The 23,331-nt window shown below is 42.8% G+C and carries 20 protein-coding genes and 1 pseudogene; 10 read left to right on the top strand and 11 right to left on the bottom strand.

Going from position 1 to position 23,331, the window contains the following annotated elements; translation table 11 throughout:
- Nucleotides 1-80: 80 nt before the first annotated feature.
- From PL9214_RS06775 to tig, 4 genes and pseudogenes are all read right to left on the bottom strand, one after another.
- Nucleotides 81-1,442 carry a GH39 family glycosyl hydrolase gene (locus PL9214_RS06775; RefSeq protein ID WP_072718037.1) on the bottom strand — a complete coding sequence of 454 codons (1,362 nt, stop codon included), beginning with the start codon at nucleotides 1,440-1,442 and terminating at the stop codon, nucleotides 81-83.
- A 59-nt stretch (nucleotides 1,443-1,501) separates the two neighbouring features.
- Nucleotides 1,502-2,849, bottom strand: a pseudogene (gene clpX, locus PL9214_RS06770) (ATP-dependent protease ATP-binding subunit ClpX).
- A 12-nt stretch (nucleotides 2,850-2,861) separates the two neighbouring features.
- On the bottom strand, nucleotides 2,862-3,476 hold the full coding sequence (gene clpP / locus PL9214_RS06765) for an ATP-dependent Clp endopeptidase proteolytic subunit ClpP (RefSeq protein ID WP_496196697.1): 615 nt from the start codon (nucleotides 3,474-3,476) through the stop codon (nucleotides 2,862-2,864).
- Between the two features lie 225 nt (nucleotides 3,477-3,701).
- Nucleotides 3,702-5,084 (bottom strand): trigger factor, encoded by a 1,383-nt coding sequence (gene tig, locus PL9214_RS06760; RefSeq protein ID WP_072718035.1) that lies wholly within the window; start codon nucleotides 5,082-5,084, stop codon nucleotides 3,702-3,704.
- Between the two features lie 674 nt (nucleotides 5,085-5,758).
- On the opposite strand from tig, the gene PL9214_RS06755 reads away from it, so the two are divergent.
- The 4 genes from PL9214_RS06755 (at nucleotide 5,759) to PL9214_RS06740 (ending at nucleotide 10,979) form a co-directional block, all read left to right on the top strand.
- A complete protein-coding gene (locus PL9214_RS06755) occupies nucleotides 5,759-6,787 on the top strand; it encodes an aspartate-semialdehyde dehydrogenase (protein ID WP_072718034.1) in 1,029 nt (342 codons plus the stop codon).
- Nucleotides 6,788-7,005: 218 nt separating this feature from the next.
- Entirely contained in the window at nucleotides 7,006-7,890 is an 885-nt protein-coding gene (dapA, locus tag PL9214_RS06750; RefSeq protein WP_072718033.1) for a 4-hydroxy-tetrahydrodipicolinate synthase, read from the top strand.
- Nucleotides 7,891-8,427: 537 nt separating this feature from the next.
- Nucleotides 8,428-10,218 (top strand): ribonuclease J, encoded by a 1,791-nt coding sequence (locus tag PL9214_RS06745; RefSeq protein ID WP_072718695.1) that lies wholly within the window; start codon nucleotides 8,428-8,430, stop codon nucleotides 10,216-10,218.
- Between the two features lie 212 nt (nucleotides 10,219-10,430).
- Complete coding sequence (locus tag PL9214_RS06740) at nucleotides 10,431-10,979, top strand: hypothetical protein (RefSeq protein ID WP_072718032.1); 549 nt, start codon at nucleotides 10,431-10,433, stop codon at nucleotides 10,977-10,979.
- Nucleotides 10,980-11,065: 86 nt separating this feature from the next.
- Here PL9214_RS06740 and PL9214_RS06735 read toward each other — a convergent pair whose 3' ends face one another.
- Together PL9214_RS06735 and thrC are read right to left on the bottom strand one after the other, a co-directional pair.
- Entirely contained in the window at nucleotides 11,066-11,341 is a 276-nt protein-coding gene (locus PL9214_RS06735; RefSeq protein ID WP_072718031.1) for a MoaD/ThiS family protein, read from the bottom strand.
- A gap of 109 nt (nucleotides 11,342-11,450) precedes the next feature.
- Nucleotides 11,451-12,755, bottom strand: a complete 1,305-nt coding sequence (gene thrC, locus PL9214_RS06730) for a threonine synthase (RefSeq protein WP_072718030.1) — start codon at nucleotides 12,753-12,755, stop codon at nucleotides 11,451-11,453.
- 367 nt (nucleotides 12,756-13,122) lie between these two features.
- Between thrC and murC the strand changes: the two genes are divergently transcribed.
- The 4 genes from murC (at nucleotide 13,123) to PL9214_RS06710 (ending at nucleotide 16,877) form a co-directional block, all read left to right on the top strand.
- A complete protein-coding gene (gene murC, locus PL9214_RS06725; protein WP_072718029.1) occupies nucleotides 13,123-14,721 on the top strand; it encodes a UDP-N-acetylmuramate--L-alanine ligase in 1,599 nt (532 codons plus the stop codon).
- A 52-nt stretch (nucleotides 14,722-14,773) separates the two neighbouring features.
- Nucleotides 14,774-15,736, top strand: a complete 963-nt coding sequence (gene murB, locus PL9214_RS06720; RefSeq protein WP_072718028.1) for a UDP-N-acetylmuramate dehydrogenase — start codon at nucleotides 14,774-14,776, stop codon at nucleotides 15,734-15,736.
- A gap of 141 nt (nucleotides 15,737-15,877) precedes the next feature.
- On the top strand, nucleotides 15,878-16,225 hold the full coding sequence (locus PL9214_RS06715) for a YbaB/EbfC family nucleoid-associated protein (protein ID WP_072718027.1): 348 nt from the start codon (nucleotides 15,878-15,880) through the stop codon (nucleotides 16,223-16,225).
- A 157-nt stretch (nucleotides 16,226-16,382) separates the two neighbouring features.
- Nucleotides 16,383-16,877 (top strand): low molecular weight protein-tyrosine-phosphatase, encoded by a 495-nt coding sequence (locus tag PL9214_RS06710; protein WP_072718026.1) that lies wholly within the window; start codon nucleotides 16,383-16,385, stop codon nucleotides 16,875-16,877.
- Between the two features lie 69 nt (nucleotides 16,878-16,946).
- Here PL9214_RS06710 and PL9214_RS06705 read toward each other — a convergent pair whose 3' ends face one another.
- The 5 genes from PL9214_RS06705 to PL9214_RS06685 form a co-directional block, all read right to left on the bottom strand.
- Nucleotides 16,947-17,162: a FeoA family protein gene (locus PL9214_RS06705; protein WP_072718025.1), complete on the bottom strand. Its 216-nt coding sequence runs from the start codon at nucleotides 17,160-17,162 to the stop codon at nucleotides 16,947-16,949.
- Nucleotides 17,163-18,626, bottom strand: coding sequence for a ferrous iron transporter B (locus PL9214_RS06700; protein ID WP_072718024.1), 1,464 nt, complete (start codon nucleotides 18,624-18,626; stop codon nucleotides 17,163-17,165).
- Nucleotides 18,556-19,218 carry a FeoB small GTPase domain-containing protein gene (locus PL9214_RS06695; RefSeq protein ID WP_072718023.1) on the bottom strand — a complete coding sequence of 221 codons (663 nt, stop codon included), beginning with the start codon at nucleotides 19,216-19,218 and terminating at the stop codon, nucleotides 18,556-18,558. The genes PL9214_RS06700 and PL9214_RS06695 overlap by 71 nt, the downstream gene beginning before the upstream one ends.
- Before the next feature lie 309 nt (nucleotides 19,219-19,527).
- On the bottom strand, nucleotides 19,528-20,196 hold the full coding sequence (locus PL9214_RS06690; RefSeq protein WP_072718022.1) for a response regulator transcription factor: 669 nt from the start codon (nucleotides 20,194-20,196) through the stop codon (nucleotides 19,528-19,530).
- Between the two features lie 188 nt (nucleotides 20,197-20,384).
- The gene (locus PL9214_RS06685) at nucleotides 20,385-21,971 is read right to left on the bottom strand and encodes a glucose-6-phosphate isomerase (protein ID WP_072718021.1); all 1,587 of its coding nucleotides are present in this window, start codon (nucleotides 21,969-21,971) and stop codon (nucleotides 20,385-20,387) included.
- A gap of 139 nt (nucleotides 21,972-22,110) precedes the next feature.
- Between PL9214_RS06685 and PL9214_RS06680 the strand changes: the two genes are divergently transcribed.
- On the top strand, nucleotides 22,111-22,740 hold the full coding sequence (locus PL9214_RS06680) for a ParA family protein (RefSeq protein ID WP_072718020.1): 630 nt from the start codon (nucleotides 22,111-22,113) through the stop codon (nucleotides 22,738-22,740).
- 198 nt (nucleotides 22,741-22,938) lie between these two features.
- Complete coding sequence (locus PL9214_RS30010) at nucleotides 22,939-23,304, top strand: ribbon-helix-helix domain-containing protein (protein ID WP_083579903.1); 366 nt, start codon at nucleotides 22,939-22,941, stop codon at nucleotides 23,302-23,304.
- Nucleotides 23,305-23,331 lie beyond the last annotated feature (27 nt).

Genomic DNA, 23,331 nt, shown 5'->3' with positions numbered 1-23,331 from the left:
GTTCTTCAGTTAATGACTGATGGGTTAATAAAAAGTTCACGGTTTGGGCGCAAGGGCTACGCCTAAACCCATGGTCTGAGTTAGCTAATGGTGAGTATGTAGGCTTCGTGAAGTTGAAGATTAGGAATCGTTAGCCTTACCACTTGATTACTCACTGCAATATTATCCTGTCGGAGTGTGCTTAATTCTTTAATAACTTGTTCCCCAGAGTCAGGAATTCGTTGCACTCTAAGCGTTAAATTCCCACTGGAGTTCGCTAAATTTAATTGTTGTAAATTTTTCAGAACTAAGGTTACTCCCGCCGTCGGTGCAGAAAATGCCTGTTCAAAATAACCGAATACAATCTGAGCTTTTTGTTCACTATTGGAACGACTGGCTAAGGCAACAATTTTAGGGTTATCTGCCTGACTCAACACCCGTGAGTTAAAGCCATCTGCATAGGCTTTATACACCCACCAAGCGGCTCTGGGTAAGGACTGATCCGGTGTTACCAAACCATCTAAACTATTATTAAAACAATTGTTTGTTCCACTGCCTTTATTCACAGGATCCCAACAGGCTTTTGCTGCCCCATCGGCTCGTCCCAATTCTGTATAATAAAGATATCCTAAAATTTCCGCAGGTCGATATTGGGCTGTGGGGCCAATAATTTCATTGACATAAATTTTTTGAATTTTTAAACCTTGGTATTGGGGATTTTGTTGTAAACTTCGACGAGCATTATTGATTCGAGCAGCAATTGAAGTAATATCTTGATCATTCAGTTCATGCCAAGATAAAAAATTGACTTCTAAATTATTATCTTTGCAATAATTTAAAAAAGCCGTGAGAAAGTTTTGATCATATTTAGTAATACTAGGGCCACCAATCATGACATTGGGGCCTAACTCTTGACGTAATACTTGATAAGCTCGTTTATAGGTTTCAAAAAATTGTTCTCTTGTACCTTTCCAAAAGGGATCTCTTAAGTCGGGTTCGTTCCAAACGTCCCATAATATAACTTTATCTTTATGTTGTCGGGCAATTTGTCGAACGTGTTCTTCCCATTTAGCATAATTATCATAGGGCCATCCTCTCGGTGCACCATAGCCCCAGGTATCACTTAAAATTAATTGAAATTGAGCGCCCAATGCGATGACTCGCGGATACAAATCGAGTTGTGATGTCCGCCACAATTTAGGTTGTAAGGGCTTAATCATATTATCCGGGGGTTGGGTGGCATTTTTACCATATAAAAAGCCACTGGCGGAACTCATTCCGGTTCTTGCTGCTGCAAAATCAATCGTAATATTATTTTGTTGTTGTCCTAAAACCTGAAACTGTCCTATCCCTAAAACACTGAACAATGCCAATAGACCAATAAAAACCGGAATAATTTTTTTGAGTTTGAATTGAGGTTTTCTGATCCTGAGATGCAATGAATTTAATCGGTTTAATGCCATGATAAACTATTTCTTAAAAACTCTTAACTGATAACTGATAACTGATAACTGATAACTGATTAAGCCGATTCAGGTTTAGGTAAAGAAGAGGGATGTAATAATAACTCTGCGGTTGATCGTTTTTCTACCATTTCCCGTGTAACTCGACAGCGTTTTAAATCTTTACGCGAGGGAATTTCATACATCACATCTAACATTAATTCTTCTACAATTCCGCGTAACGCTCGTGCTCCGGTTTTGCGACGATAGGCTTCCTGAGCGATCGCTCTTAAGGCATCTTCATCAAATTCTAACTGCACATTATCCATCCGCAGTAATTTTTGATATTGTTTGACTAATGCACTGCGAGGTTCCGTTAAAATAGCCACCAACGCGGCTTCATCTAAGGGTTCTAAGACGGCTACCATCGGTATCCGACCAATCAATTCAGGAATTAACCCAAATTTGACTAAATCATCCGGTTCCATTCGCTTGAGGGCATCAACAGTGCGTTTGTCTTTCGCTTGCCCTTCTCCGGGCTGCACAAACCCCATTGACTTTTTACCCGTTCTCTGATCTACCAGTTTATCTAACCCTACAAAAGCACCACCACAGATAAACAGGATATTACTGGTATCAATTTGAATACAATCTTGATAAGGATGTTTGCGTCCGCCTTGGGGGGGGGACATTGGCAATGGTTCCCTCTAACATTTTTAACAGGGCTTGTTGTACCCCTTCCCCAGACACATCCCGTGTAATCGAGGGATTTTCACTCTTGCGGGCAATTTTATCAATTTCATCAATATAAACAATTCCCCGTTGCGCTTCTTCCACATCAAAATCGGCAACCTGTAACAACCGCAACAGAATATTTTCCACATCTTCCCCCACATAGCCCGCTTCCGTTAACGTTGTCGCATCAGCAACTGCAAACGGTACATCTAGCATTTTGGCCAAGGTTTCCGCCAATAGGGTTTTCCCACATCCGGTGGGGCCAATTAAGAGAATATTAGATTTTTGTAACTCCACATTATCTTCTGTTGGCCGTCCGGCGGCTTTCGTTTGCACAAATCCCAGACGTTTATAGTGGTTATAAACAGCAACCGAGAGAACTTTTTTTGCCTCATCTTGACCAATAACGTGTGAGTCCAGATAGGATTTAATTTCTCTCGGTTTAGGAATTTGATTTAAAGCCACTCGTCCCGTCCGTTGCCGTCGTTGGGGAGGTGGAGCCGATTGGGGGCGAGGGGAAGGAGAAGGTGCTGCTGCTGAACTACTGTCAAATAACTCCTCATCTAAAATTTCATTACAGAGCTCAACACATTCATCGCAGATATAGACACCTGGCCCTGCAATTAACTTGCGAACTTGCTCCTGGGATTTGCCACAGAAAGAACATTTTAGATGGGAGTCGTACTTAGACATAGTTGCCTCATCTTAGGTTGCGGGAACAGACTCTCCGGGAATCGGAAGACTTTGGGTGCTGGAGATCACCTTATCTATTAGACCATATTCTTTCGCATCTTCGGCAGACATATAGAAGTCCCGTTCGGTATCTTCCTGAATGCGTTCAATGGGTTGACCTGTATGTTGAGCCAGTAACTCATTGAGAATACGCTTATGATACAGAATTTCTTTGGCTTGAATTTCAATGTCTACCGCTTGCCCTTGTGCTCCCCCTAAAGGTTGGTGAATCATAATTCGAGAACTGGGCAGAGACATCCGTTTACCAGGGGTTCCTGCTGCTAACAGAAAAGCCCCCATACTTGCCGCGAGTCCATAACAGATGGTGACAATATCCGGGCGGATTTGCTGCATGGTATCAAAAATTGCCATCCCTGCGGTGACAGAACCCCCCGGAGAGTTAATGTAAATTTGGATATCTTTTTCTGGGTCTTCGGCTTCCAAGAACAACATCTGAGCCGTGAGGGCATTCGCCACATCATCATCAATGGGTGTTCCCAGAAAAATAATCCGTTCTCTCAACAGACGGGAATAAAGGTCAAAAGCCCGTTCTCCCATCCCAGACTGTTCAATCACAATCGGGACAATATTACTCGGAGACAGGGTTTGCAAATGGGTATCGCTTGTGACCCCGTGATGGGAATAGTTATGAATTCGGTATTGGGAAGACTCAGAAAATATCATTGTTTTTTCTAAACCTTAATTGTTTTCGGGGATCAAAAGAATACTCGTTTAGATCTATTATGCCTTAACTTGAGGTTTCAGGTGTCAGTAGGGGCAGGGAAACCCAGCCCCTACTCCCCCTGATCAATACTATTCTTCCTCGGTACTGTCGAGTTCTTCGTCTTCTTCCTCTTCGTCTTCTAAAGGTGTTAACGTTCCTTCGGGAACTAACTCAATGGTGGCGTGTTCTTCCAGCAAGGTGTAGGTTTTGTTCTGAAGTAAATCTTCAGTGACAAAGGCGCGTAACCGTTTGGGGTCAACATCTTGACCTTCTAGTTCTTTGAGAACTTTAGCTTCTTCAGCTTGAATTTCTTCATCCTTAACAGTCAAAGATTCCTGTTCAGCAATGGCTTTTAAAGCTAAGGAACGCTTCAACGCATCAATTGCTTCTGGACGAGCTTGTTCCCGCAGACGAGGCACCATTTCACCAGTGAATAACCGTTTCACATCCAACCCCATATTGCTCAACTGCATCACCTGTTGAGTAATCAGTCGGTCAACTTCCTGACGAATCAGGGTTTCGGGTAAATCAACTTCCAAGGTTTCCACCAACGCATCCACTAACGCTTTGCGTTTATTGGCTTTGGTTTGATCATCTTTTTCCCCTTGGAATCGTTTTTCCAAAGATTCCCGTAGTTCCGCTAAAGTCGAAAATTCGCTGACTTCTTCAGCAAACTCATCATCTAATTCGGGTAGTTCTCTTTCTTTGAGTTCATTCAACGTAATGGTAAAGGTCGCATCTTTCCCAGCAACCTCTTCATCTCCATATTCATCAGGAAATCTCAGGTTTAAGGTTTTGGTTTCTCCAGGGTTCATGCCAAAAATCCCCTCGACAAAACCCGGGATAAACCGCCCTTCCTGTAATTCCACCTGAAAATTATCGCCTTTAGCACCAGGGATTTCTTTGGGTTCCGCTTCTTCAGACTCTTGGGCAAAGTACCCTTGAAAATCGACAAACGCCACATCTCCCTCTTGGGCAGGTCTACCTTCAACCGGGATTAACGTTGCTCTTTTTTCCTGTTCCCGTTTTAATACCTGTTCCACCTGTTCGGGGTCATACTTAGCTTCTTCTGCTTGAACGCTTAAGCCTTTGTATTGACCCAGTTTGACTTCGGGTTCAACATCCACAGCCACTTGAATCGTCAGGGTTTTTCCCGGTTCAAATTGCTGAATCAGGTTATCAATCTCGCCCCGAGGTTCAAAGCTGCCAATCGCTTGAATGTTCTCTTGTTCAACAGCTTTGGGTAAATACTGGTTCATTAAATCATCCAAGGCAGCCGCCTTAATGCGTTCCTGGCCTAAGCGCTGGATGAGAATATGGCGAGGCACTTTGCCTTTGCGGAACCCAGGAATATTCACCGAACGGCTCATACGCTGAACAACTTGTTCATAAGCGTTTTTAGACATTTCCGGTGTGATCTCAATGTCCAATCCAATTTGACTTGCGGGAAGTTTTTCCTGGGTTACTTTCATCAGAACAATGGGTAGAAACTCCTAACTTCTAGTTAGGCTTTACATTTCCCCTTTCGGGGTAGAGGGGTATGGTTGCCCCTCTGTGGAGATCTGGTTGTCTCCTAACACCTATTTCTAGGGTAAAGTTAGCTTTGCCAAGGTTTTAAGAGCTTGTTAGGTTAGCAGCACTTCCTTAACCCGATAAAGATGTTTAACCACTAACGACAGAGCCGGAGACTAGCTACGCATCTACAGGGTGTCATGACTCAAAAAACTTAGTACACAAGGCACTTAGGCTGGTCAACTATCACGCTAGGAGTGAGGCATTACTTCGCGTAACTTTCGCTCCGCGCGTAGCCTTGTCACAGAGAGTGCGGGTTGCTGACAATCGTGATATTCTGAATTAAATACCCCCAACACATTTCACTCGCGGGGGAACTAAAATCTGGGGTTAGCAAGTTAAGCTTGCTAAAAATCCAGTTGTGTACATCAAGAGTGATCGTAACTGATTATGCGCCCTTGTGTACCCGTTCGTTAGATTCTGTTCCGTTTTGGTGAGAATGAGAACGGCTAAACTACAATGAAGAAGGGAGCTTAAGCCTCCCGATACAGGAATCGATACCCTAAACATTTTGTTGGCTATAAAAATTTCAATTTATTAAAATTGCGAGTTTTTGATTACGGAGGTTAAAATTTTGTCAAATTCTTATCGAGTTGCCATTTTAGGGGCAACGGGCGCTGTGGGAACTGAGTTAATGGAACTCCTGGAAAGTCGGAATTTTCCAGTAGCAGAGTTAAAATTATTAGCTTCCCCTCGTTCAGCAGGAACCTCATTACCTTTTAAAGGGGAAACTTTACCCGTTGAAGTTGTATCGGAGAACTCGTTTCACAATGTTGATATTGTGTTAGCTTCCGCCGGTGGGTCAACTTCTAAGGTATGGGCTCCAAAGATAGTGGCAGCCGGAGCGGTGATGGTTGATAACTCCAGTGCCTTCCGCATGAACCCAGATGTGCCGTTAATCGTCCCTGAAGTTAACCCAGAGGCGATTAACAACCACAAAGGGATTATTGCTAACCCCAACTGCACGACGATTTTAATGACGGTAGCGATTTGGCCGTTATATCAGGCACAACCGATTCGTCGGATGGTGATTTCCACCTATCAATCTGCCAGTGGGGCCGGAGCTAGAGCTATGGAGGAAGTGAAGCAACAAGCGTCCGCTATTTTAGCCGGAGAAACACCGAAAACGGAAATTTTTCCCTATCCGTTAGCATTTAATCTCTTCCCCCACAATACCCCCATTAATGAGTTAGGGTATTGTGAAGAGGAAATGAAAATGATCAACGAAACCCGGAAAATTTTTGGGGTGAATGATCTAAGGATTTCGGCAACTTGTGTGCGGGTTCCCGTATTACGCGCCCATTCTGAAGCGGTTAACTTAGAATTTGAGCACCCCTTTAGTGTGGAAAAAGCACGGGATATCCTCAGCACAGCGCCGGGAGTGCAACTGCTGGAAGACCCACAGGCAAACTATTTCCCCATGCCCATTGATGCCAGTGGACGTGATCCGGTATTAGTGGGTCGCATTCGTCAGGATTTGTCTCATCCCTGTGGTTTAGAATTGTGGCTTTGTGGCGACCAAATCCGCAAGGGTGCAGCGTTAAACGCCGTGCAAATTGCTGAATTATTAGTGGAAAAACAACTCCTGGGTCATCGGTCTTAGAACAGATGTCTGGAACAGGCATCTTGCCTGTTATCAGTCGGGTGTCAGGAAGAGGATAAGGGTACAGGGGGAGTAGGGGGTGAACCGGGAGCAATCCTGAGCAAGGCAGGAGGAGGAGATAAGGTCATGACAGACACTTCTTCCCTAAAACCTAAAACCTAAAACCTGAAACCTGAGAGATGACTCATGTAGGATACAAGATAACTGATAGAAGACAAATGGTAAGTTTTGGAAGAGTTATAACGGCGATGGTTACGCCGCTTCATGAAGACGGTAGTGTGAATTACGCAGTGGCAGAACAGTTAGCCGCCCATCTAGTAGAGCAAGGCACGGATGCTGTTGTTGTGTGCGGAACGACGGGGGAGTCTCCGACCTTGACTTGGGATGAAGAACACGAGTTGTTTCAAGTCGTGCAGAAGGCAGTGTTGGGAAAAGCAAAGGTGATCGCGGGAACGGGATCAAACTGCACCCAAGAGGCAATTAATGCCACTCAAAAAGCGTCTAAACTAGGATTAGATGGCAGTTTACAGGTTGTCCCCTATTACAATAAACCTCCCCAAGAAGGTTTGTATCGGCATTTTCAAGCGATCGCTCAATCAAGCCCCGATTTGCCGATAATGCTTTACAATATACCGGGACGCACTGGACAGAATCTCCTGCCAGAAACAGTGGCACGTTTAGCGGAGATTCCGAATATTGTGGCGATTAAGGAAGCGAGTGGCAATTTAGAACAAGTGAGCCAGGTGCGACGGTTGACACCTTCTGAATTTAAGATCTACTCTGGGGATGATTCTTTAACCTTACCGATGTTAGCCATTGGCGGTTCGGGGGTGGTCAGTGTTGCCAGTCATTTGGTGGGAAGGCAACTCCAAGAGATGATACAGGCTTTTGAAGCGGGCCAAGTGCAAGTGGCAACCGAGATCCATATCCGGTTATTTGGGTTGTTTAAAGCCTTGTTTCTAACAGCAAACCCGATCCCCGTGAAAATAGCACTCAACTTGCAAGGCTGGAACGTGGGATCAACCCGTTTACCTTTGTATGATCCAAGCGTTGAAGTCACCAACACATTAAAGAACGTGCTGAGTCAGTTAAATCTTATCTGATAGTTTCGATCAGTTTGTAGCGATGGGTTCTATAAGGAGGGTTTAACGATCTACGGCTGAAAAAACCAGATCAATCTGTAGAAACGTTTGATACATAGAGACGCGCCATGGCACGTCTGTACAGGGAACAGGGAACCCGAAGGAATAGAAAAACAGTCCCCTGATCCGACCGCAGGAGCAGCACAGAATTTTGGATTTCCGATTTTCTATTCTTGATCGCTCTTATTTTCAATTCCCATTGGGTCATAACCCTCCCCTACAAAAAATGAGCAGGATTTATAGAATGAATAACGATGATCAGCGATGTTTTGTCCCAATCCTAAACGTCCTTAAATCCTGGCAAAGTTTTCTAGGTTTCTGACAACTAAATACTGAACAGGATTGACAGAATTTATAAAATAATCAGGATGATCCTGTAAATTTTGGAAATTCTTAAATTCAGCCCTTATTTCATTGGTAAACCATTAACAAAAAAAGGAAAAAATCAGCATGATGAGAACTGGTAACACCCCAATTATTAGAAAAAGAACCTCTGCTATGACTTCAGAACCTTCCGCTCCTGTCTTTAACTCTGGGGCTCTGAGAATTATTCCTTTAGGGGGATTACATGAAATTGGAAAAAACACCTGTGTATTTGAGTATGAAGATGAAATTGTGATTTTAGATGCCGGGTTAGCGTTTCCAACCGATGGAATGCACGGCGTTAATATTGTTTTACCGGATGTGACGTATCTACGGGAAAACCGGGAAAAAATTAAAGGCATGATTGTCACTCACGGACATGAAGATCATATTGGTGGTATTCCCTTTCACCTCAAACAATTTGAAGTTCCGGTGATTTATGGCCCTCGTTTAGCGATGGCATTGTTACAAGGAAAATTAGAAGAAGCCGGAGTTGCAGAACGCACAGAATTAAGATCCGTTCGTCCCCGTGAAATGGTGCGAATTGGTAAATATTTCTTAGTCGAATATATTCGTAATACTCACTCCATTGCTGATAGTTTTACCGTTGCGATTACCACCCCTGTCGGTGTGGTGATTCATACGGGAGATTTTAAAATTGATCATACTCCGGTAGATGGAGAATTTTTTGATTTTCAACGGTTAGCTGAATATGGGGAAAAAGGCGTTCACTGTTTATTAAGTGACTCTACAAACGCTGAAATACCAGGATTTACGCCTTCTGAAAGTTCCGTTTATCCCAATTTAGAGCGCATTTTTGCCCAAGCTCAGGGTCGAATTTTAGTCACTACCTTTGCCTCTTCTGTTCACCGTCTAAATATCATTTTAAATATTGCCCAAAAGCAAGGTCGATTAGTGTCGGTGGTGGGTCGATCTATGTTAAACGTGATTGCTCACGCTCGGACGTTAGGCTATGTCAAATGTGAAGATCGGTTGTTTGTTCCTTTAAATTCAATTAATGGCATTCCCGATGATAAATTGCTGATTTTAACAACTGGATCTCAAGGGGAACCGTTATCGGCATTAACCCGAATTGCTGAAGGTGCCCACCGTCAAATTGGGATTAAGAAAGGGGATACCGTTGTCTTTTCGGCTAACCCCATTCCCGGTAATACGATTGCTGTTGTCAATACCATTGATAAATTGATGATGCAGGGGGCAAATGTGATTTATGGTCGGGAAAAAGGAATTCATGTTTCTGGTCATGGATGCCAAGAAGATCAGAAATTAATGTTAGCCTTAACTCGTCCGAAATTCTTTGTTCCCGTTCATGGAGAACACCGGATGTTAGTTCAACACCAAAAGACGGCTCAAAGTATGGGAATTCCCCCCGAAAATATGGTGTTAATTGATAACGGTTTTGTGGTAGAATTAACGAAAGAATCGATTCGGATTGCCGATAAAGTTCAAGCCGGAATTGAACCCGTAGACTCCTCTCGCTCTGGCGTTGTTAAAGATGAAACCATGAAAGAACGACGTCAATTAGCCGAAGAAGGAGTTGTCACCGTAGCGGCGGCGGTTGGAACCGATGGTAAGTTATTAGCAAGACCTGAAATTCATTTGAAAGGGGTTGTGAATAGCGTTGACCCAGCGTCTATACAACAACAATTAAGCCAAACCATTGAGAATGTTTTAACGGAACGTTGGACAGAATTCGCCCGCACATTTGGAACGGAAACGAAGGAAATTGATTGGGAAGGGTTAAAGACTCAAATTGAACGCTCTATCCAGCGTGTTTTGCGTCGAGAAATTCCCAGTAACCCCTTGTTAGTGTTATTAGTACAAACCCCCGAAGGAGAACAAGAAACTTCAGCAAAAGTAACGGGTCGTCGTCGTCCTCGAAGTACCGCACGAGTCGCGTCTTAGACTTAGGGGTTCTTCAGAAACTGGGTTTGTGACCTCTCCCCCTAACCCCCTCTCCTCAAAGGCGAGGGGAAATTTTTCTTAAATCCTAAGTAAATGTACTGATACCCCCAGTACATTGTGATCAAAATCATCGGAATTGAGAGATTTATTTCACTGGGTTTTTCTGGTTCATCACCGATGATGATATTCAGTTAATCAGGAGAACCCAACTTATGCCACCGTTAAATCTAGTGTTAAATTTGGATAGGGACTTTACCACAGTTCAGGATATTACAACAGAAATTCATCATTATTTAAGAACTTCCGCCTCTATTATTGCTTCCTCCTCCTATTTGCTCCAAGTCGCTTTGACCCAAGAAAAGAAAGTTGCTAAGTCCCCGGTAGAATATGTAACGCTGATTCAAGATGCGGCTCACTGTTTAGAAAACAATTGTTATCGGGTGATAGAAACAATTAATCAAACTAATTCTAATAGTTTGGCTCTTAACCGCATTCGGTTATATTTAGATAAAATGATCTGTTTTTGCCAAAAAATTTTACTAGATTTAGAGACGCTTTTAAATTTCAAGTATCTAGGTGAACTCAATTCTGTAAACGAAAAGTCTGAACTGATCAATTTAGTAGCGGGTTTAAATCAATGGGCGATGCAGATGACGGATGTGTTAAGTTCTCAGCGATTTAATGATTATGTTCAACAGTTTGCTCAAGGCTTGTTAATGCAGTCTAGCGACAATGGCTTTGGGGAGTATCAATCTGCATGATAATATTCATCCCCAATTTTTATAGTATAAAACAAGGACATGGTGTGAATCATGTCCTCAAAAATCTCTATTAAAATTAAACGCAATTAACCTCCCGCAACTGCCGGAACAATACTAACTTCATCTCCTTTCTGAAGTTTAGTATTTGCTCCTTGTAAAAAGCGAATATCTTCACTATTGACATAAAAATTCAAAAATTTACGGGGTTTTCCTTCGTCATCACAGAGACTTTTTTTAATCCCTGGACATTGGGTTTCCAAGGAATTAATTAATTCCGAAATATTAGAAGCTTCACACTCAATAACGGCTTCATTGTTAGTAAATTTTTGCAGGGGTGTGGGAATTAAAACTTTAACAGTCATAGGTTCAACAAAACTACAAATGAAGGGTTTTAGGTCAGTAGAAACATTTCCAAGAACGCCTCTACTGTTAAAATACTCTCGGTTAATTTTGGGTCTGACAACTAGAAATTTAAACTAACACTTGTTGCCATTCCAGACGATCTAAGGTGCGAGCCCGTTCAATCGCCCGTTCAAAACTTTCTAATTTCGGTTCAATGGTTAAGGGTTCACCGACATCCCCTTGCACTGCTTCTTGGGTTTTTAAGCCATTGCCTGTAATATAAACAACGGTGGTTTCTTCAGGGTCAATTTTACCTGCTTCTACCAATTTTTTCAAGACGGCAATCGTTGTTCCGCCTGCGGTTTCGGTAAAAATTCCTTCAGTTTCGGCTAATAATTTAATGCCTTGAATGACTTCTTCATCGTTGACGCATTCAATATTTCCGTTGGTTTTGTTCGCTAATTCAACCGCATAAACTCCATCAGCAGGATTGCCAATAGCAATGGATTTAGCAATGGTATTGGGTTTAACGGGAGTAATAAAATCTCGTCCTTCTTTGAAGGCAGAAGCCACGGGAGAACAGCCTTCTGCTTGTGCTCCACTGAAACGCACAGCTTTGTCATCCACTAAACCGACTTTGACGAATTCTTGAAAACCTTTATGAATCTTGGTAAATAGGGAACCGGAAGCAATGGGGGCGACAACATGGTCGGGTAATTTCCAGCCCAGTTGTTCAATCACTTCATAACCAAGGGTTTTTGATCCTTCAGAATAGTAGGGACGCAGGTTAATATTCACAAAACCCCAACCATGAGTATTCGCCACTTCTGAACACAGGCGATTAACTTGATCGTAATTGCCTTTAACAGCCATTAAAATTGGATTGTAGATTAAGGTTCCTAAGATTTTACCTGCTTCTAAATCCGCCGGGACAAACACACAACAGTCCAGACCTGCTCTTGCAGCAATGGCGGCGGTGGAGTTAGCCAAATTTCCGGTACTGGCACAGGAAACCGTCGAAAATCCTAATTCTCTAGCCCGACTCAGAGCAACGGACACCACCCGGTCTTTAAAGCTCAGGGTGGGCATATTCACAGCATCGTTTTTAATATAAAGATTTTTCAAACCCAGGCGACGGGCTAACCGTTCTGACTTAATGAGGGGGGTCATTCCGGTTCCAACATCAATCACATTCTCAGTAGCGACAGGAAGAAATTTACGATAACGCCAGATGGAGTTAGGGCCAGCTTCAATGGTAGCGCGAGTCACGGTTTGGCGGAGCAGGTCATAGTTATATTGAACTTCTAGGGGGCCAAAACACACTTCACAAACGTGCTTGGCTTCGGGGGCGTATTCTTCGCCACACTCTTTACATTTGAGTTTGTCAAAAGTCGCCCCGGTTAAGTTTAAGTTGTTGGTTGTCGCCTGAGTCATGACCTGTCCTCCACTGAAAATCCGATACTGGAATGTTGAAAACAAAGTATCACAGTCTACAAATAGCCGTCAATCATACCCGACTTTTTTTGTCGGGATTAAAATCGAGTTGAACAATTTCCGGTCAAGATTCACCGCTCCGTCTCCTGAATGCCTTCATTAATTTAGTTAGTGGGACTCCGGTGATTTCTGAACTCAGGGGGTATATAGTATACAACTACTGAGAGAACTCAATTAACCTAAAATCTAAAGATGCTAGATTACAAAGACCATCTGAGAAATGTTGGCTGAGGAGTATCGGTAAAAAACAATTCTTGATATGATATCGCGTGTTATTGGTGTGGTGTGGTGTGATAAGGAGTGATCGATGCCGAGTTCTGTTGATTTCACTGGCAGGCCATTTCACTTCATCGGGATTGGTGGGATTGGAATGTCAGCCCTCGCCTACATCCTAGCGAAGCGAAAGCTACCCATTTATGGCTCCGATATTCAACGTAGCCATATTACTCAACGCTTACAAGCGTTAGGTGCTCAAATCTTTTGTCGTCAAGATGCAAGCAACTTTGAGTACATTAAAAAATCTCTAGATGAAGGGAATCACAAACCAAGTTCCCCAATGGAACTGGAGTTATCAGTCTGTGAAAATGGATTGAACTCCCGGTCTGCTTCCGTCATTCAAGCGGAAGCTTTTAATTCTAATGGCCAGACAACACAGGGGACAGAATTACCCCAAGTCATTTGTTCAACGGCTATTCATTCGGGAAACTCCGAATATCAAGCGGCTTTAGAGTTAGGTTGTCCGATTTTTCACCGTTCCGATTTACTAGCCGCGCTGATTCAAGATTACCAAAGTATTGCTGTGGCTGGAACCCATGGAAAAACCACCACCAGCAGTATGATTGCCTTCATGTTGCTCAACGCAGGTCTTGATCCCACTATTTTAGTTGGGGGAGAAGTGGATGCGTGGGAAGGGAATGCTCGTATGGGTCAGGGGCCTTATATGGTAGCTGAGGCTGATGAATCCGATGGTTCCCTGGTCAAAATTACGGCTCAAATCGGCATAATTACCAATATTGAGTTAGACCATCCCGATCACTATGAAACCCTAGACCAAGTTATCAATACTTTTAAAGTCTTTGATACAAACTGTAAAACCCTAGTGGGTTGTATCGATTGTGCAATAGTACGGGATCAAATTCAACCCAGTATTACCTACAGCCTGAATCCTCACACAGAAGCTGATTACACCGCCAAAGCAATCCAATATAGACCCAATGGTATCTATGCTCAAATTGTGGAAAAAGGCAGTTTCTTGGGAGAACTAGAGTTAAAATTGCTAGGGCAGCATAATCTCAGCAATGCCTTAGCTGCGATTGCGGTAGGACGCCAGTTAGGAATGGAGTTTTCCGTCATAGCCAAGGCATTAGCGGAATTTGAAGGAGCCAAACGTCGTTTTGAGTACCGAGGCTGTCACAATAACATCCTGTTTGTAGACGATTACGCCCATCATCCCAGCGAAATCCGCGTCACCCTCGCCGCTGCCAGGCTTCGGATGCAAGAAAGCACCTTAAACACTCAACCTTACCTTCAGCGAATTGTTGCGATTTTTCAACCCCATCGGTATAGTCGAACTCATGCCTTTCTGCAAGATTTTGCTCAGTGTTTCAGTGATGCTGATGTTGTTGTTCTCACCGAGATTTATAGTGCTGGGGAACCTAATCTTTGGGAAATTGACGGGCAAAGCGTAGCAGACTTGATTGCCAATTATCATCCTCAAGTGTTATATCAACCGTCGATGGATGCCCTGAAGATCGGTTTAGCACAACTATTGCAACCGGGTGATTTAGTTCTATTTCTCGGTGCGGGCAACCTCAACAAAATTATTCCAGAAGTCATGGCATTTCATCAGACTTCCCAAGATACTGATGGGATAGAGTCAGAGTGCCAACAGGCGCTTTTGGATTGAGTTGATAGTCAATCGGTGATTTACATCCAAGTTCTAAGGTATTCATTTCGATATGGTCATGACACTTTCTTATGACTCTCCCGGTCAAACGAATTGCCATCGGTCACGCTGCATAGCCTTACCGGAAACAGACTGTTTGATTCAATCTTTAGTTCCTTTAACCACCTTGACATCCTTTCGGGTCGGAGGGCCAGCCGAGTGGTATGTCGCACCTAAAGGGGTAGAACAACTTCAAGAAACGCTGAGTTGGGCTAATACAGAAGGATTACCCATCACCCTACTCGGCGCCGGATCAAATTTACTGATTAGTGATCAAGGATTGCCCGGATTAGTCATTGCAACTCGTCATTTACGTCATACTCAGTTTGATGTAGAAACGGGCTTAGTGACTGCTGGGGCCGGAAGTTCTCTTCCTCGTTTGGCGTGGAAAGCGGCTCGTTTGGGATGGCGAGGATTGGAGTGGGCTGTGGGTATCCCCGGAACCATCGGTGGTGCGGTGGTTATGAACGCAGGTGCTCATAGATCCTGTACCGCAGATATTTTAGTTAATACTCACGTTCTATCGAGGGCTGGAGAATTACAACTCCTCACCCCTAAAGATCTCGCCTATCGTTATCGAACCTCTGTTTTACAAGGGGGTGATCGGTTTGTGACTCAAGCGACCTTCCAGTTAGAACCGGGTCATGATCCCCAGAAGGTTCTAGCAGATACAACGGCTCATTTTAATCACCGTCGCGATAATCAACCTTATCATCTGCCGAGTTGTGGAAGTGTTTTCCGCAATCCTGGCCCGAAAGCGGCAGGCTGGCTGATTGAACAAACGGGTTTAAAAGGCTACACTATTGGCCAAGCTCAGGTAGCAGAACGCCACGCCAATTTTATTCTCAATTGTGGGGGAGCAACGGCAAACGATATATTTTTGTTAATTCGTCATATACAAGAACAAGTTGAACGGCGTTGGTCGTTTTTATTAGAACCGGAGGTTAAAATTATGGGTGAATTTCAAGTTTGTTAATCTTTATGTTTGAGACCATTGGGGGTGATTTCTTTCCCCTGGATGCAGTTAATCAGCCCCAAAAAATGCTACTATAGCTTACCTGTCTGCGGTTCACTTTAATCAATATTCAAGCCGTTCTCGGCGCTACAGGAACAAACTATGACACAAGAAAAAGGATTTGGTTTTGGTCTGGGCAAAATGAAAGAACTCGCTGATGCCTTCAAGAAGGCGCAGCAGGTTCAAGAAGGCGCGAAAAAGCTTCAAGAAGACCTGGATCAGTTGGAAATTCCTGGGGAAGCTGGGGGAGGTTTAGTTAAGGTTTACTTAAGCGGAAACCAAGAACCCCGTCGGGTCGAAATTTCACCGGATGTTTTAGGAGAAGGTGCTGATGTCGTCTCTGATCTGGTTCTCATCGCCATGCAAGAAGCGTATAAGAATTCTACGGCAACCATGCGTGAACGGATGGAAGAACTTACAGGGGGTTTGAATTTACCTGGATTAGGTTAAAGTCTGAAGGGTAAAGGATAAAGAATTGAGGAGGAGAAGACGCGGAGAAAAGTTGAAAACCTACCTTTTGACTCTGAGCTACAACCCTCAAAGGTGGCTTCTCTACGGCTTCTAACTCCTCATTTTTAAACTAATTTTTTAACTTTATTTTTGACTTATGCCTTACAAACTCCTCTTTGTTTGCCTTGGCAATATTTGCCGTTCTCCGGCGGCGGAAAATATTATGAATCATTTAATTGATCAGGCAAATTTGAGCGATCGCATTATTTGTGATTCCGCCGGAACCTCAAGTTATCATATTGGCAGTTCCCCAGATCGACGTATGACGCAAACGGCAAAGCAACGGGGAATTACAATGGTAGGAAAAGCCCGTCAATTTAAACAAAATGATTTTGAAGCGTTTGATTTAATCTTAGCGATGGATCAAGACAATTATCAAAATATTCTTTATCTTGACCCATCAGGAAAATATCGCCACAAAGTTAAATTAATGTGTGAGTTTTGTCGTCATCACACCCTAAAAGAAGTTCCAGATCCCTATTATGGGGGTGCAGAAGGATTTAATCAGGTGATTGATTTATTATTGGATTCCTGTGAGGGATTGTTAGACTTTGTGATTCAAGAGGAAGGATTAAAAGATTTCACCGCCTAGGTTTGCTGCATGAGTCTTTGTCCTAACCCTTCTGGTGAAGGGCTTATATCAAGGCGGAGAAAGATTCTGTTACTGAATATAAATTCGTTGTGCTGTCTCTTGATCTAGGGTAGCACGAGTTCTACCTATCTTAATAATATAGGAGGGAAATTTCTGCTCTAATTGGATATCAATTCCAGGCATAATTCCCAAAGCCATTAATTTGTGAGTTAAGGCTTCATCTTCTGTTTTTAAGTATAAAATAGTTCCTTTTCTGCCTATTTTAGCAGTTGATAATGTCATCATTTAGAAATTCACTCCTAATACATTTAAAGCGAAGTTGGTACAGTACCCAATAAAAAAAGCAAAGGGAAAGATAAAGGAAGTCATTAATATTGTTGTTAGGGTTCCTCGTTCTTTCAACATCATTTGTAATTGAGCAATACAAGGTAAAAATAACGTGAGAACAATTGCGGCAATAAACAATTGATTTCCATTAAAAATCCCCTGTTGCTGCATATCAAATAATCCCGCAGCCCCATAATCTCTTCGGAAAAAGCCATAGAGGAAAATTGGCGCGGCTTCTTGGGGAAGTCCTAAACTTAAGCTAATCGGTTCTAACCCTCGAACTAGAATATCAAATAACCCGGTTAATCGTCCCAACCAAATTAATACTGATGCCCAAATAAACAAAGGTAAAATTTCATAAAAATACCACTTCATCCGCACCCAAGTTTTAATCAAAATATTTCTGAATTTAGGAAGCCTCAAAGGGGGAATTTCCATATAAAATCCCGCCGGTTTTCCCGGTAAAATTTTTGAGGTTAGAAATCCCATCACTAAGAAAATAACCGTTAAAAATACTGCCCAAGCGATTAATGCTATTGGTTTTTGAGATAATAATCCCACTATTACCCCCCATTGTGCCGCACAAGGAATCGCTAAGGACAGTAAAAAAGTCGCAATTAATCGTTCTCGATTAGTTTCTAAGGTGCGCGTTACCATCGTTGCCATCGTATCGCATCCAAATCCTAAAACAATAGGAATTACAGACCGTCCTGATAATCCAATATATTTGAATATTCGGTCTAACATGAGCGATAATCGCGGTAAATAACCGCTATCTTCTAAGAGAGAAAAAATGAAAAAGAACGTAGCAACAACGGGTAAAACGATCGCTGTCGCATAGCGAATTCCCAAAGTAATAATCCCATAATCATTTCCAATTAAATCCTGTAGGGGTTGCCAAGGAAAAATCAAGACTGTTATGTGATTAACAACGGGGTTAATCTGCTGTTCAAAAAAGGTTTCAATGGCATCAACTAAGGTTCCTGCCCCAAATTCTCCCACAAATTTATAGACCCCATAATACAAAATAATCAATAAAATGGGGAATCCCGTTAGGGGATTAACGGTGAGTTGATGAAGCTTTTCGGTGAATAACGTTTTTTCCTGGAGAGGTTCAGAAAGAACCCTACTTTCTAGGTTCCCGGCTTGTTGTTGACGGGTATGGGCGATCACTATTGAGGGAGATTGTTTTAATTGGTTTTGGGTGGTGGCGACAATCATTTCTATGTCTTGATAGCGCGAATCATCCGCTTGAATCAGTTGCCACAGATGGGGATCTTTCTGTAAGATTAATAAAGCTAAACTGCGACGAGAAATTGCATAGTTTTTAGCCCAAGTTGGAAGATTATTTTCAGAGAATAGCAACTCGATTTCGTTGATTGCTTTCTCGATAGGTTGGGGATAAATCACGGGAGTTAACATAGTCTACGATCCTTGCTTTTAATTGACCTAATCCTTGATTCAAAGCCGCCGCCATGGGGACAACAGGAATACCTAATTGAGTTTCTAAATCCTCAGTTTGAATCTCTAACCCTAATTGTTTTGCTTCATCCATCATGTTAATGGCGAGTAACATAGGTAAACCCGTTTCCATCAGTTGAAAGGTTAGGGGTAACATTCGACTTAAATTTTTAGCATCCACAACATGAACGACTAAATCAAACCATTCGTTCATTAATAAATCTCTGGATACTTTTTCTTCTTCAGTAATTGGAATTAAAGAATACATTCCAGGGGTATCCACAACCGTAATCGGGGTATTACCCAATTTGATTTCCCCTCGTGAAACTTCTACCGTTGTCCCTGGGTAATTAGAAACGGTAACATAAGTTCCCGTTAAGCCGTTAAAGACAACGCTTTTACCGACATTGGGCATTCCAACTAAGGCAATTTTGGGGATTTTGTGGGGTTCTGTCAATTTTTCCGGTTGATTCTTGAGATATTTTCTCAAGAATTTAGGAAAAAACTGGGGAGAGTGACTTGAACAGTGGGCGGAACATTTGTGACATTCCATAGTATTGAGTTCCAAACAAATGAATAGTTAGTTTATCCCTGATTTCCTGAGTTCGCTTATTAGCCTTCCGGTATTGAAGCTGAAGTTAGGATAGATCCTGCTGTGTTTTTAAGCTTTATGTTGAACAGTGTAATTGTACAACGAGTTTGCTCCAGGAATGATAAAAAACTGTGAAGACTCTTCATTACTCTTTAGATTTTTTAATATTTCTTAACATTTGTTGATAATATAATTTTAAGGTAAGCTGCTCTGAGAGTGTTGAAGGCAAATTGATTTAAAAGTTAAGGAAACGCTTATAGCGATAAAATGTCAAGAAATCAAATTATGCTTGAGAGCGAACCGAATTAACTCAGCCCGATTATTGCTATCCGTCTTTCTTAATAAACTACTGACATACTTTTCAACGGTTCTGGGACTGAGATGTAAATGATCACCAATGGCAATATTAGAAAGTCCTTCCGTTAACAAATCCAAGACTTCACGTTCTCGTTGTGTCAGACTAATCTCTAAGGTTGGTTGGGACTTCAGCGCAACGGGTTTGGAAGCTGTTTCTGAGACATCAGTAACCGGATCTGCCAAACGGACTCGCCATTCTGACTCAATTAATTGCGATCGCTCTAATAAAGAACGAATCACCACCCCCAATTCCTCTAATTCAAAGGGTTTGGGCAAATAATTATCACATCCTAATTGATACCCTCGGATACGTTCTTTCGTGCTGGTATGGGCGGTTAAAAAAATCACCGGAAGCAGACGAAATACAGGACGAGCGCGGACTCGCTTGATTAGTTCATAGCCATCCATCTCAGGCATCGCAATATCTGTGACGATGAGGTGGGGCTGATATTGCTCCACCAGGCGCAGTGCCTCCTGACCATTCTCTGCGGCAATCACTGAATAACCGGAAATGTCCAGGTAATCACTAATCGAGAGACGAGTCCCTAAATCATCATCAACAACTAAAATTGTTAAAGGCATAGGGACGCTGAAGAGATGGGGGGATAGGGGGATAGGGGGATAGGGGGACAAGGGGACAAGGGGACGGGGGGATTAGGGGATTAGGGGATTAGGGGATTAGGGGACAGGGGGAGATGGGGAGGAGGAAAGAGAAGTAATCGTCAACTGTCAATCGTTAACACTCAAGCCCCTCTTCCTGCCAAATCCCCTTATTTATAGCTTGCCATTAAGTTAGTGGGTTTTCCTAGATCTCCTTCTAAAAATACTCCACGTTGATTGGCGGCTAAATGTCGCAGAATTTTATAAATAGCTTCAGTTTGATCAGGAACTCCTGCCTGTTGTGCTAAGGTTTTTAGGGAAAGAGGTTGACCTGCATCTCGTAAGACTTGAATAATTTGTTGTTGTAAGTCCAAAATGACGGCAGCCGCTTTTTTACCTGCCTCAACACCGGGTTGATGGTAAGCGTTAATATTCACTAACGAGGCATATAAACCTACAGCCCGATCATACAAAGCAATTAAAGCACCTACGATTTGGGGATTCACTTCCGGGACTGTAATTGTAATCGAATCTCGATGATTTTCATACAATGCCTGTCGGGTTCCTTGTAAAAATCCCGATAAATAATCCCCAGAGGTTACCCCCGGTTCTATTTCAATTGAGGTAGCGGATCGATCTTTTAACACCTCAATTAACGTCGCAAAAAAGTTGGGAACTCCTTCGCGTAATTGTTGAACATAGGCGTGTTGATCCGTCGATCCTTTATTGCCATAAACCGCAATTCCTTGATAGACAAGATTGCCATCCAGGTCTTTTTCTTTCCCCAAAGATTCCATGACTAACTGTTGTAAATAGCGACTAAACAACAGCAAACTATCCTTATAGGGAAGAACCACCATATCTTTTTCACCCTTTCCATTTCCGGCATAATACCAAGCCAAAGCCAATAAGGCAGCTGGATTGGTTTTAACATCGGGTTTGCGGGTGGCGATGTCCATTTCCTTCGCTCCAGCTAACATCCCCCGAATATCTATGCCTTGTAAAGCCGCAGGTAATAGCCCAACGGCTGATAATTCCGAAGTCCGTCCCCCCACCCAATCTGCCATCGGAAAGGTCGTTAACCAGCCTTCAGCGTGGGCTTGTTGATCCAATTTACTGCCGACTCCAGTAACAGCAACGGCTTGTTTGGCAAACTCCAAATTTTGGGTCGCAAAGGCGTTTCGTACCTCAATCATGCCGTTACGGGGTTCTGGAGTGCCACCAGATTTAGAAATCACCAGTACCAGGGTACTGTTGAGACGATCGCCAATTCTAGCTAAAACCCGATCAATGCCTGTGGGATCACTGTTATCAATAAAATGGATATTCAGAGCCGGGTGTTCTGGGGCAAGGGCTTCTGCCACAAATTGGGGGCCTAAAGCCGATCCCCCAATGCCAATAGATAAAATATCCGTGAATTTTTCAGCATGAGGGGGTTTAACCTCCCCTTGATGAACCTTTTGAGTAAACGCCTCGATTTTTTCTAAGGTTTCGACAATTTCTTGCTTCAGGTCTGGGGTCGGAGCTAGATCGGGGTCGCGCAACCAATAATGACCGACCATGCGGTTTTCATCTGGGTTAGCGATCGCCCCTTGTTCCAAAGCCTCCATCGCTTTAAAAGCTTGATCAAATTTGGGCAATAAGGATGCAACAAACTCATCGTCGAATCGCATTCGACTGATATCTAGGTACAGTCCTAAGCCGTCATGATAGTATAGCCAATCTTGGTAGCGTTGCCAGAGTGCAGTGGCATCCATAGTCTTACATTCCGCTATATTGATTTTTAGCTTAAGGGATAACTGATTCAGATTAACTCTTTTTCGGCTAACGATTAACGGTTAAGGCTGACTGCTTGATAAACTAGACTGAAGTTCCCTTGTGACCGGATCTGCAACTATGGCCAAAATTCTAGTGATCGCCAACGGCAAAGGAGGAGTGGGCAAAACCACAACCGCCATTAATCTGGCTGCAATTCTTGCCAATAACTTTACCACGCTCTTGGTGGATACAGACCCCCAGGGTTCGGCCTGTTGGTGGGCTGAACAAGGTCAAGGGGGGGATATGCCCTTTGAGCATTCTTCTGAAACTGACCCCAGCTTATTGTCTCGATTGAAGCAGGTGACGGATTATGAATTAGTGGTGGTCGATACCCCTCCGGCGTTAAAATCCGATGCGTTATTAGCCGTTGTGCAAGTAGCCGATTATTTGGTGTTACCGACCCAAGCCGCACCGATGGATTTAGTGGCGTTAATTGAAACGGTGAAATCGACTATTATTCCCTCCAAGGTTCCCCATCGGGTGTTAATGACAAAGGTTGATCCTCGCAGTTTAGGAGATGCGTTTGAGGCGCAAAAATCGTTACAAGAAGCGGGTATTCCCGTATTTAAAAATATTATTCGCGCCTATAAAGCCCATGAACGGTGTCCGTTAGAAGGGGTTCCGATTATTCAAGCCAAAAGTCATAATGCCAGAGAAGCAGCTTCGGATTATCGACGGGTTGCAGTGGAATTATTGAGGAGTTTGTAGGGGAAATATTAATTGGTGATCGCTTCTTGAAACAAAATGTTTAAAATTGGGGATTCATCCTTTATTTTTGATATTACCTTGACTAAACATTGGAGTTAAAAATTAATTATTTTAGGGCTGAGTAAAAAATCAATGTAACAATTGGGTTATTAGAAAATTTGACCAATGAAAAAAAATGATTAATAAGGAGAATAAATTATGCTCCAAATTACCTTAACCCCCGAACAGGAACAATTTTTACAAGCCCAACTCAAAACTGGAAAATACAATAACCCCCAAGAGGTAATTTCTAAAGCTTTTAAGCTGCTAGAAAAAGAGGATGAAACCGAATTTATTGCCAATATTCCAGGCAGCCCATCAGCTAAAAAGCTCCTGAAAGAAAAGATTAAAGAGTTTAGGGATAACCTAGAAAACAATCAAAACCAACCCCTAAACATTGAACAAGAAAAATTGAGTCAAGAAGTAAAAGAGCTATTCGATAAAACTCAATCTATCCCTGGGATTGGAGATATAACCGAGGAGGAAATAGCCGCAGAAATAGAAGCCTATAGAGGAGGAGAATGAAAATCATTGTTGATACCAACGTTTTAA

The organism is Planktothrix tepida PCC 9214 (assembly GCF_900009145.1).
Classification (GTDB): Bacteria; Cyanobacteriota; Cyanobacteriia; order Cyanobacteriales; family Microcoleaceae; genus Planktothrix; species Planktothrix tepida.
This window is presented reverse-complemented; position numbering and strand designations above follow the sequence as displayed.

Excerpts from the sequence above, each read along its gene's own strand:
- PL9214_RS06775 (WP_072718037.1), bottom strand. The coding sequence starts at position 1,442 with ATGGCATTAAACCGATTAAATTCATTGCATCTCAGGATCAGAAAACCT.
- tig (WP_072718035.1), bottom strand. The coding sequence starts at position 5,084 with ATGAAAGTAACCCAGGAAAAACTTCCCGCAAGTCAAATTGGATTGGAC.
- dapA (WP_072718033.1), top strand. The coding sequence starts at position 7,006 with ATGGTAAGTTTTGGAAGAGTTATAACGGCGATGGTTACGCCGCTTCAT.
- PL9214_RS06745 (WP_072718695.1), top strand. The coding sequence starts at position 8,428 with ATGACTTCAGAACCTTCCGCTCCTGTCTTTAACTCTGGGGCTCTGAGA.
- PL9214_RS06740 (WP_072718032.1), top strand. The coding sequence starts at position 10,431 with ATGCCACCGTTAAATCTAGTGTTAAATTTGGATAGGGACTTTACCACA.
- PL9214_RS06735 (WP_072718031.1), bottom strand. The coding sequence starts at position 11,341 with ATGACTGTTAAAGTTTTAATTCCCACACCCCTGCAAAAATTTACTAAC.
- thrC (WP_072718030.1), bottom strand. The coding sequence starts at position 12,755 with ATGACTCAGGCGACAACCAACAACTTAAACTTAACCGGGGCGACTTTT.
- murC (WP_072718029.1), top strand. The coding sequence starts at position 13,123 with ATGCCGAGTTCTGTTGATTTCACTGGCAGGCCATTTCACTTCATCGGG.
- murB (WP_072718028.1), top strand. The coding sequence starts at position 14,774 with ATGGTCATGACACTTTCTTATGACTCTCCCGGTCAAACGAATTGCCAT.
- PL9214_RS06715 (WP_072718027.1), top strand. The coding sequence starts at position 15,878 with ATGACACAAGAAAAAGGATTTGGTTTTGGTCTGGGCAAAATGAAAGAA.
- PL9214_RS06710 (WP_072718026.1), top strand. The coding sequence starts at position 16,383 with ATGCCTTACAAACTCCTCTTTGTTTGCCTTGGCAATATTTGCCGTTCT.
- PL9214_RS06705 (WP_072718025.1), bottom strand. The coding sequence starts at position 17,162 with ATGATGACATTATCAACTGCTAAAATAGGCAGAAAAGGAACTATTTTA.
- PL9214_RS06700 (WP_072718024.1), bottom strand. The coding sequence starts at position 18,626 with ATGTTAACTCCCGTGATTTATCCCCAACCTATCGAGAAAGCAATCAAC.
- PL9214_RS06695 (WP_072718023.1), bottom strand. The coding sequence starts at position 19,218 with ATGGAATGTCACAAATGTTCCGCCCACTGTTCAAGTCACTCTCCCCAG.
- PL9214_RS06690 (WP_072718022.1), bottom strand. The coding sequence starts at position 20,196 with ATGCCTTTAACAATTTTAGTTGTTGATGATGATTTAGGGACTCGTCTC.
- PL9214_RS06685 (WP_072718021.1), bottom strand. The coding sequence starts at position 21,971 with ATGGATGCCACTGCACTCTGGCAACGCTACCAAGATTGGCTATACTAT.
- PL9214_RS06680 (WP_072718020.1), top strand. The coding sequence starts at position 22,111 with ATGGCCAAAATTCTAGTGATCGCCAACGGCAAAGGAGGAGTGGGCAAA.
- PL9214_RS30010 (WP_083579903.1), top strand. The coding sequence starts at position 22,939 with ATGCTCCAAATTACCTTAACCCCCGAACAGGAACAATTTTTACAAGCC.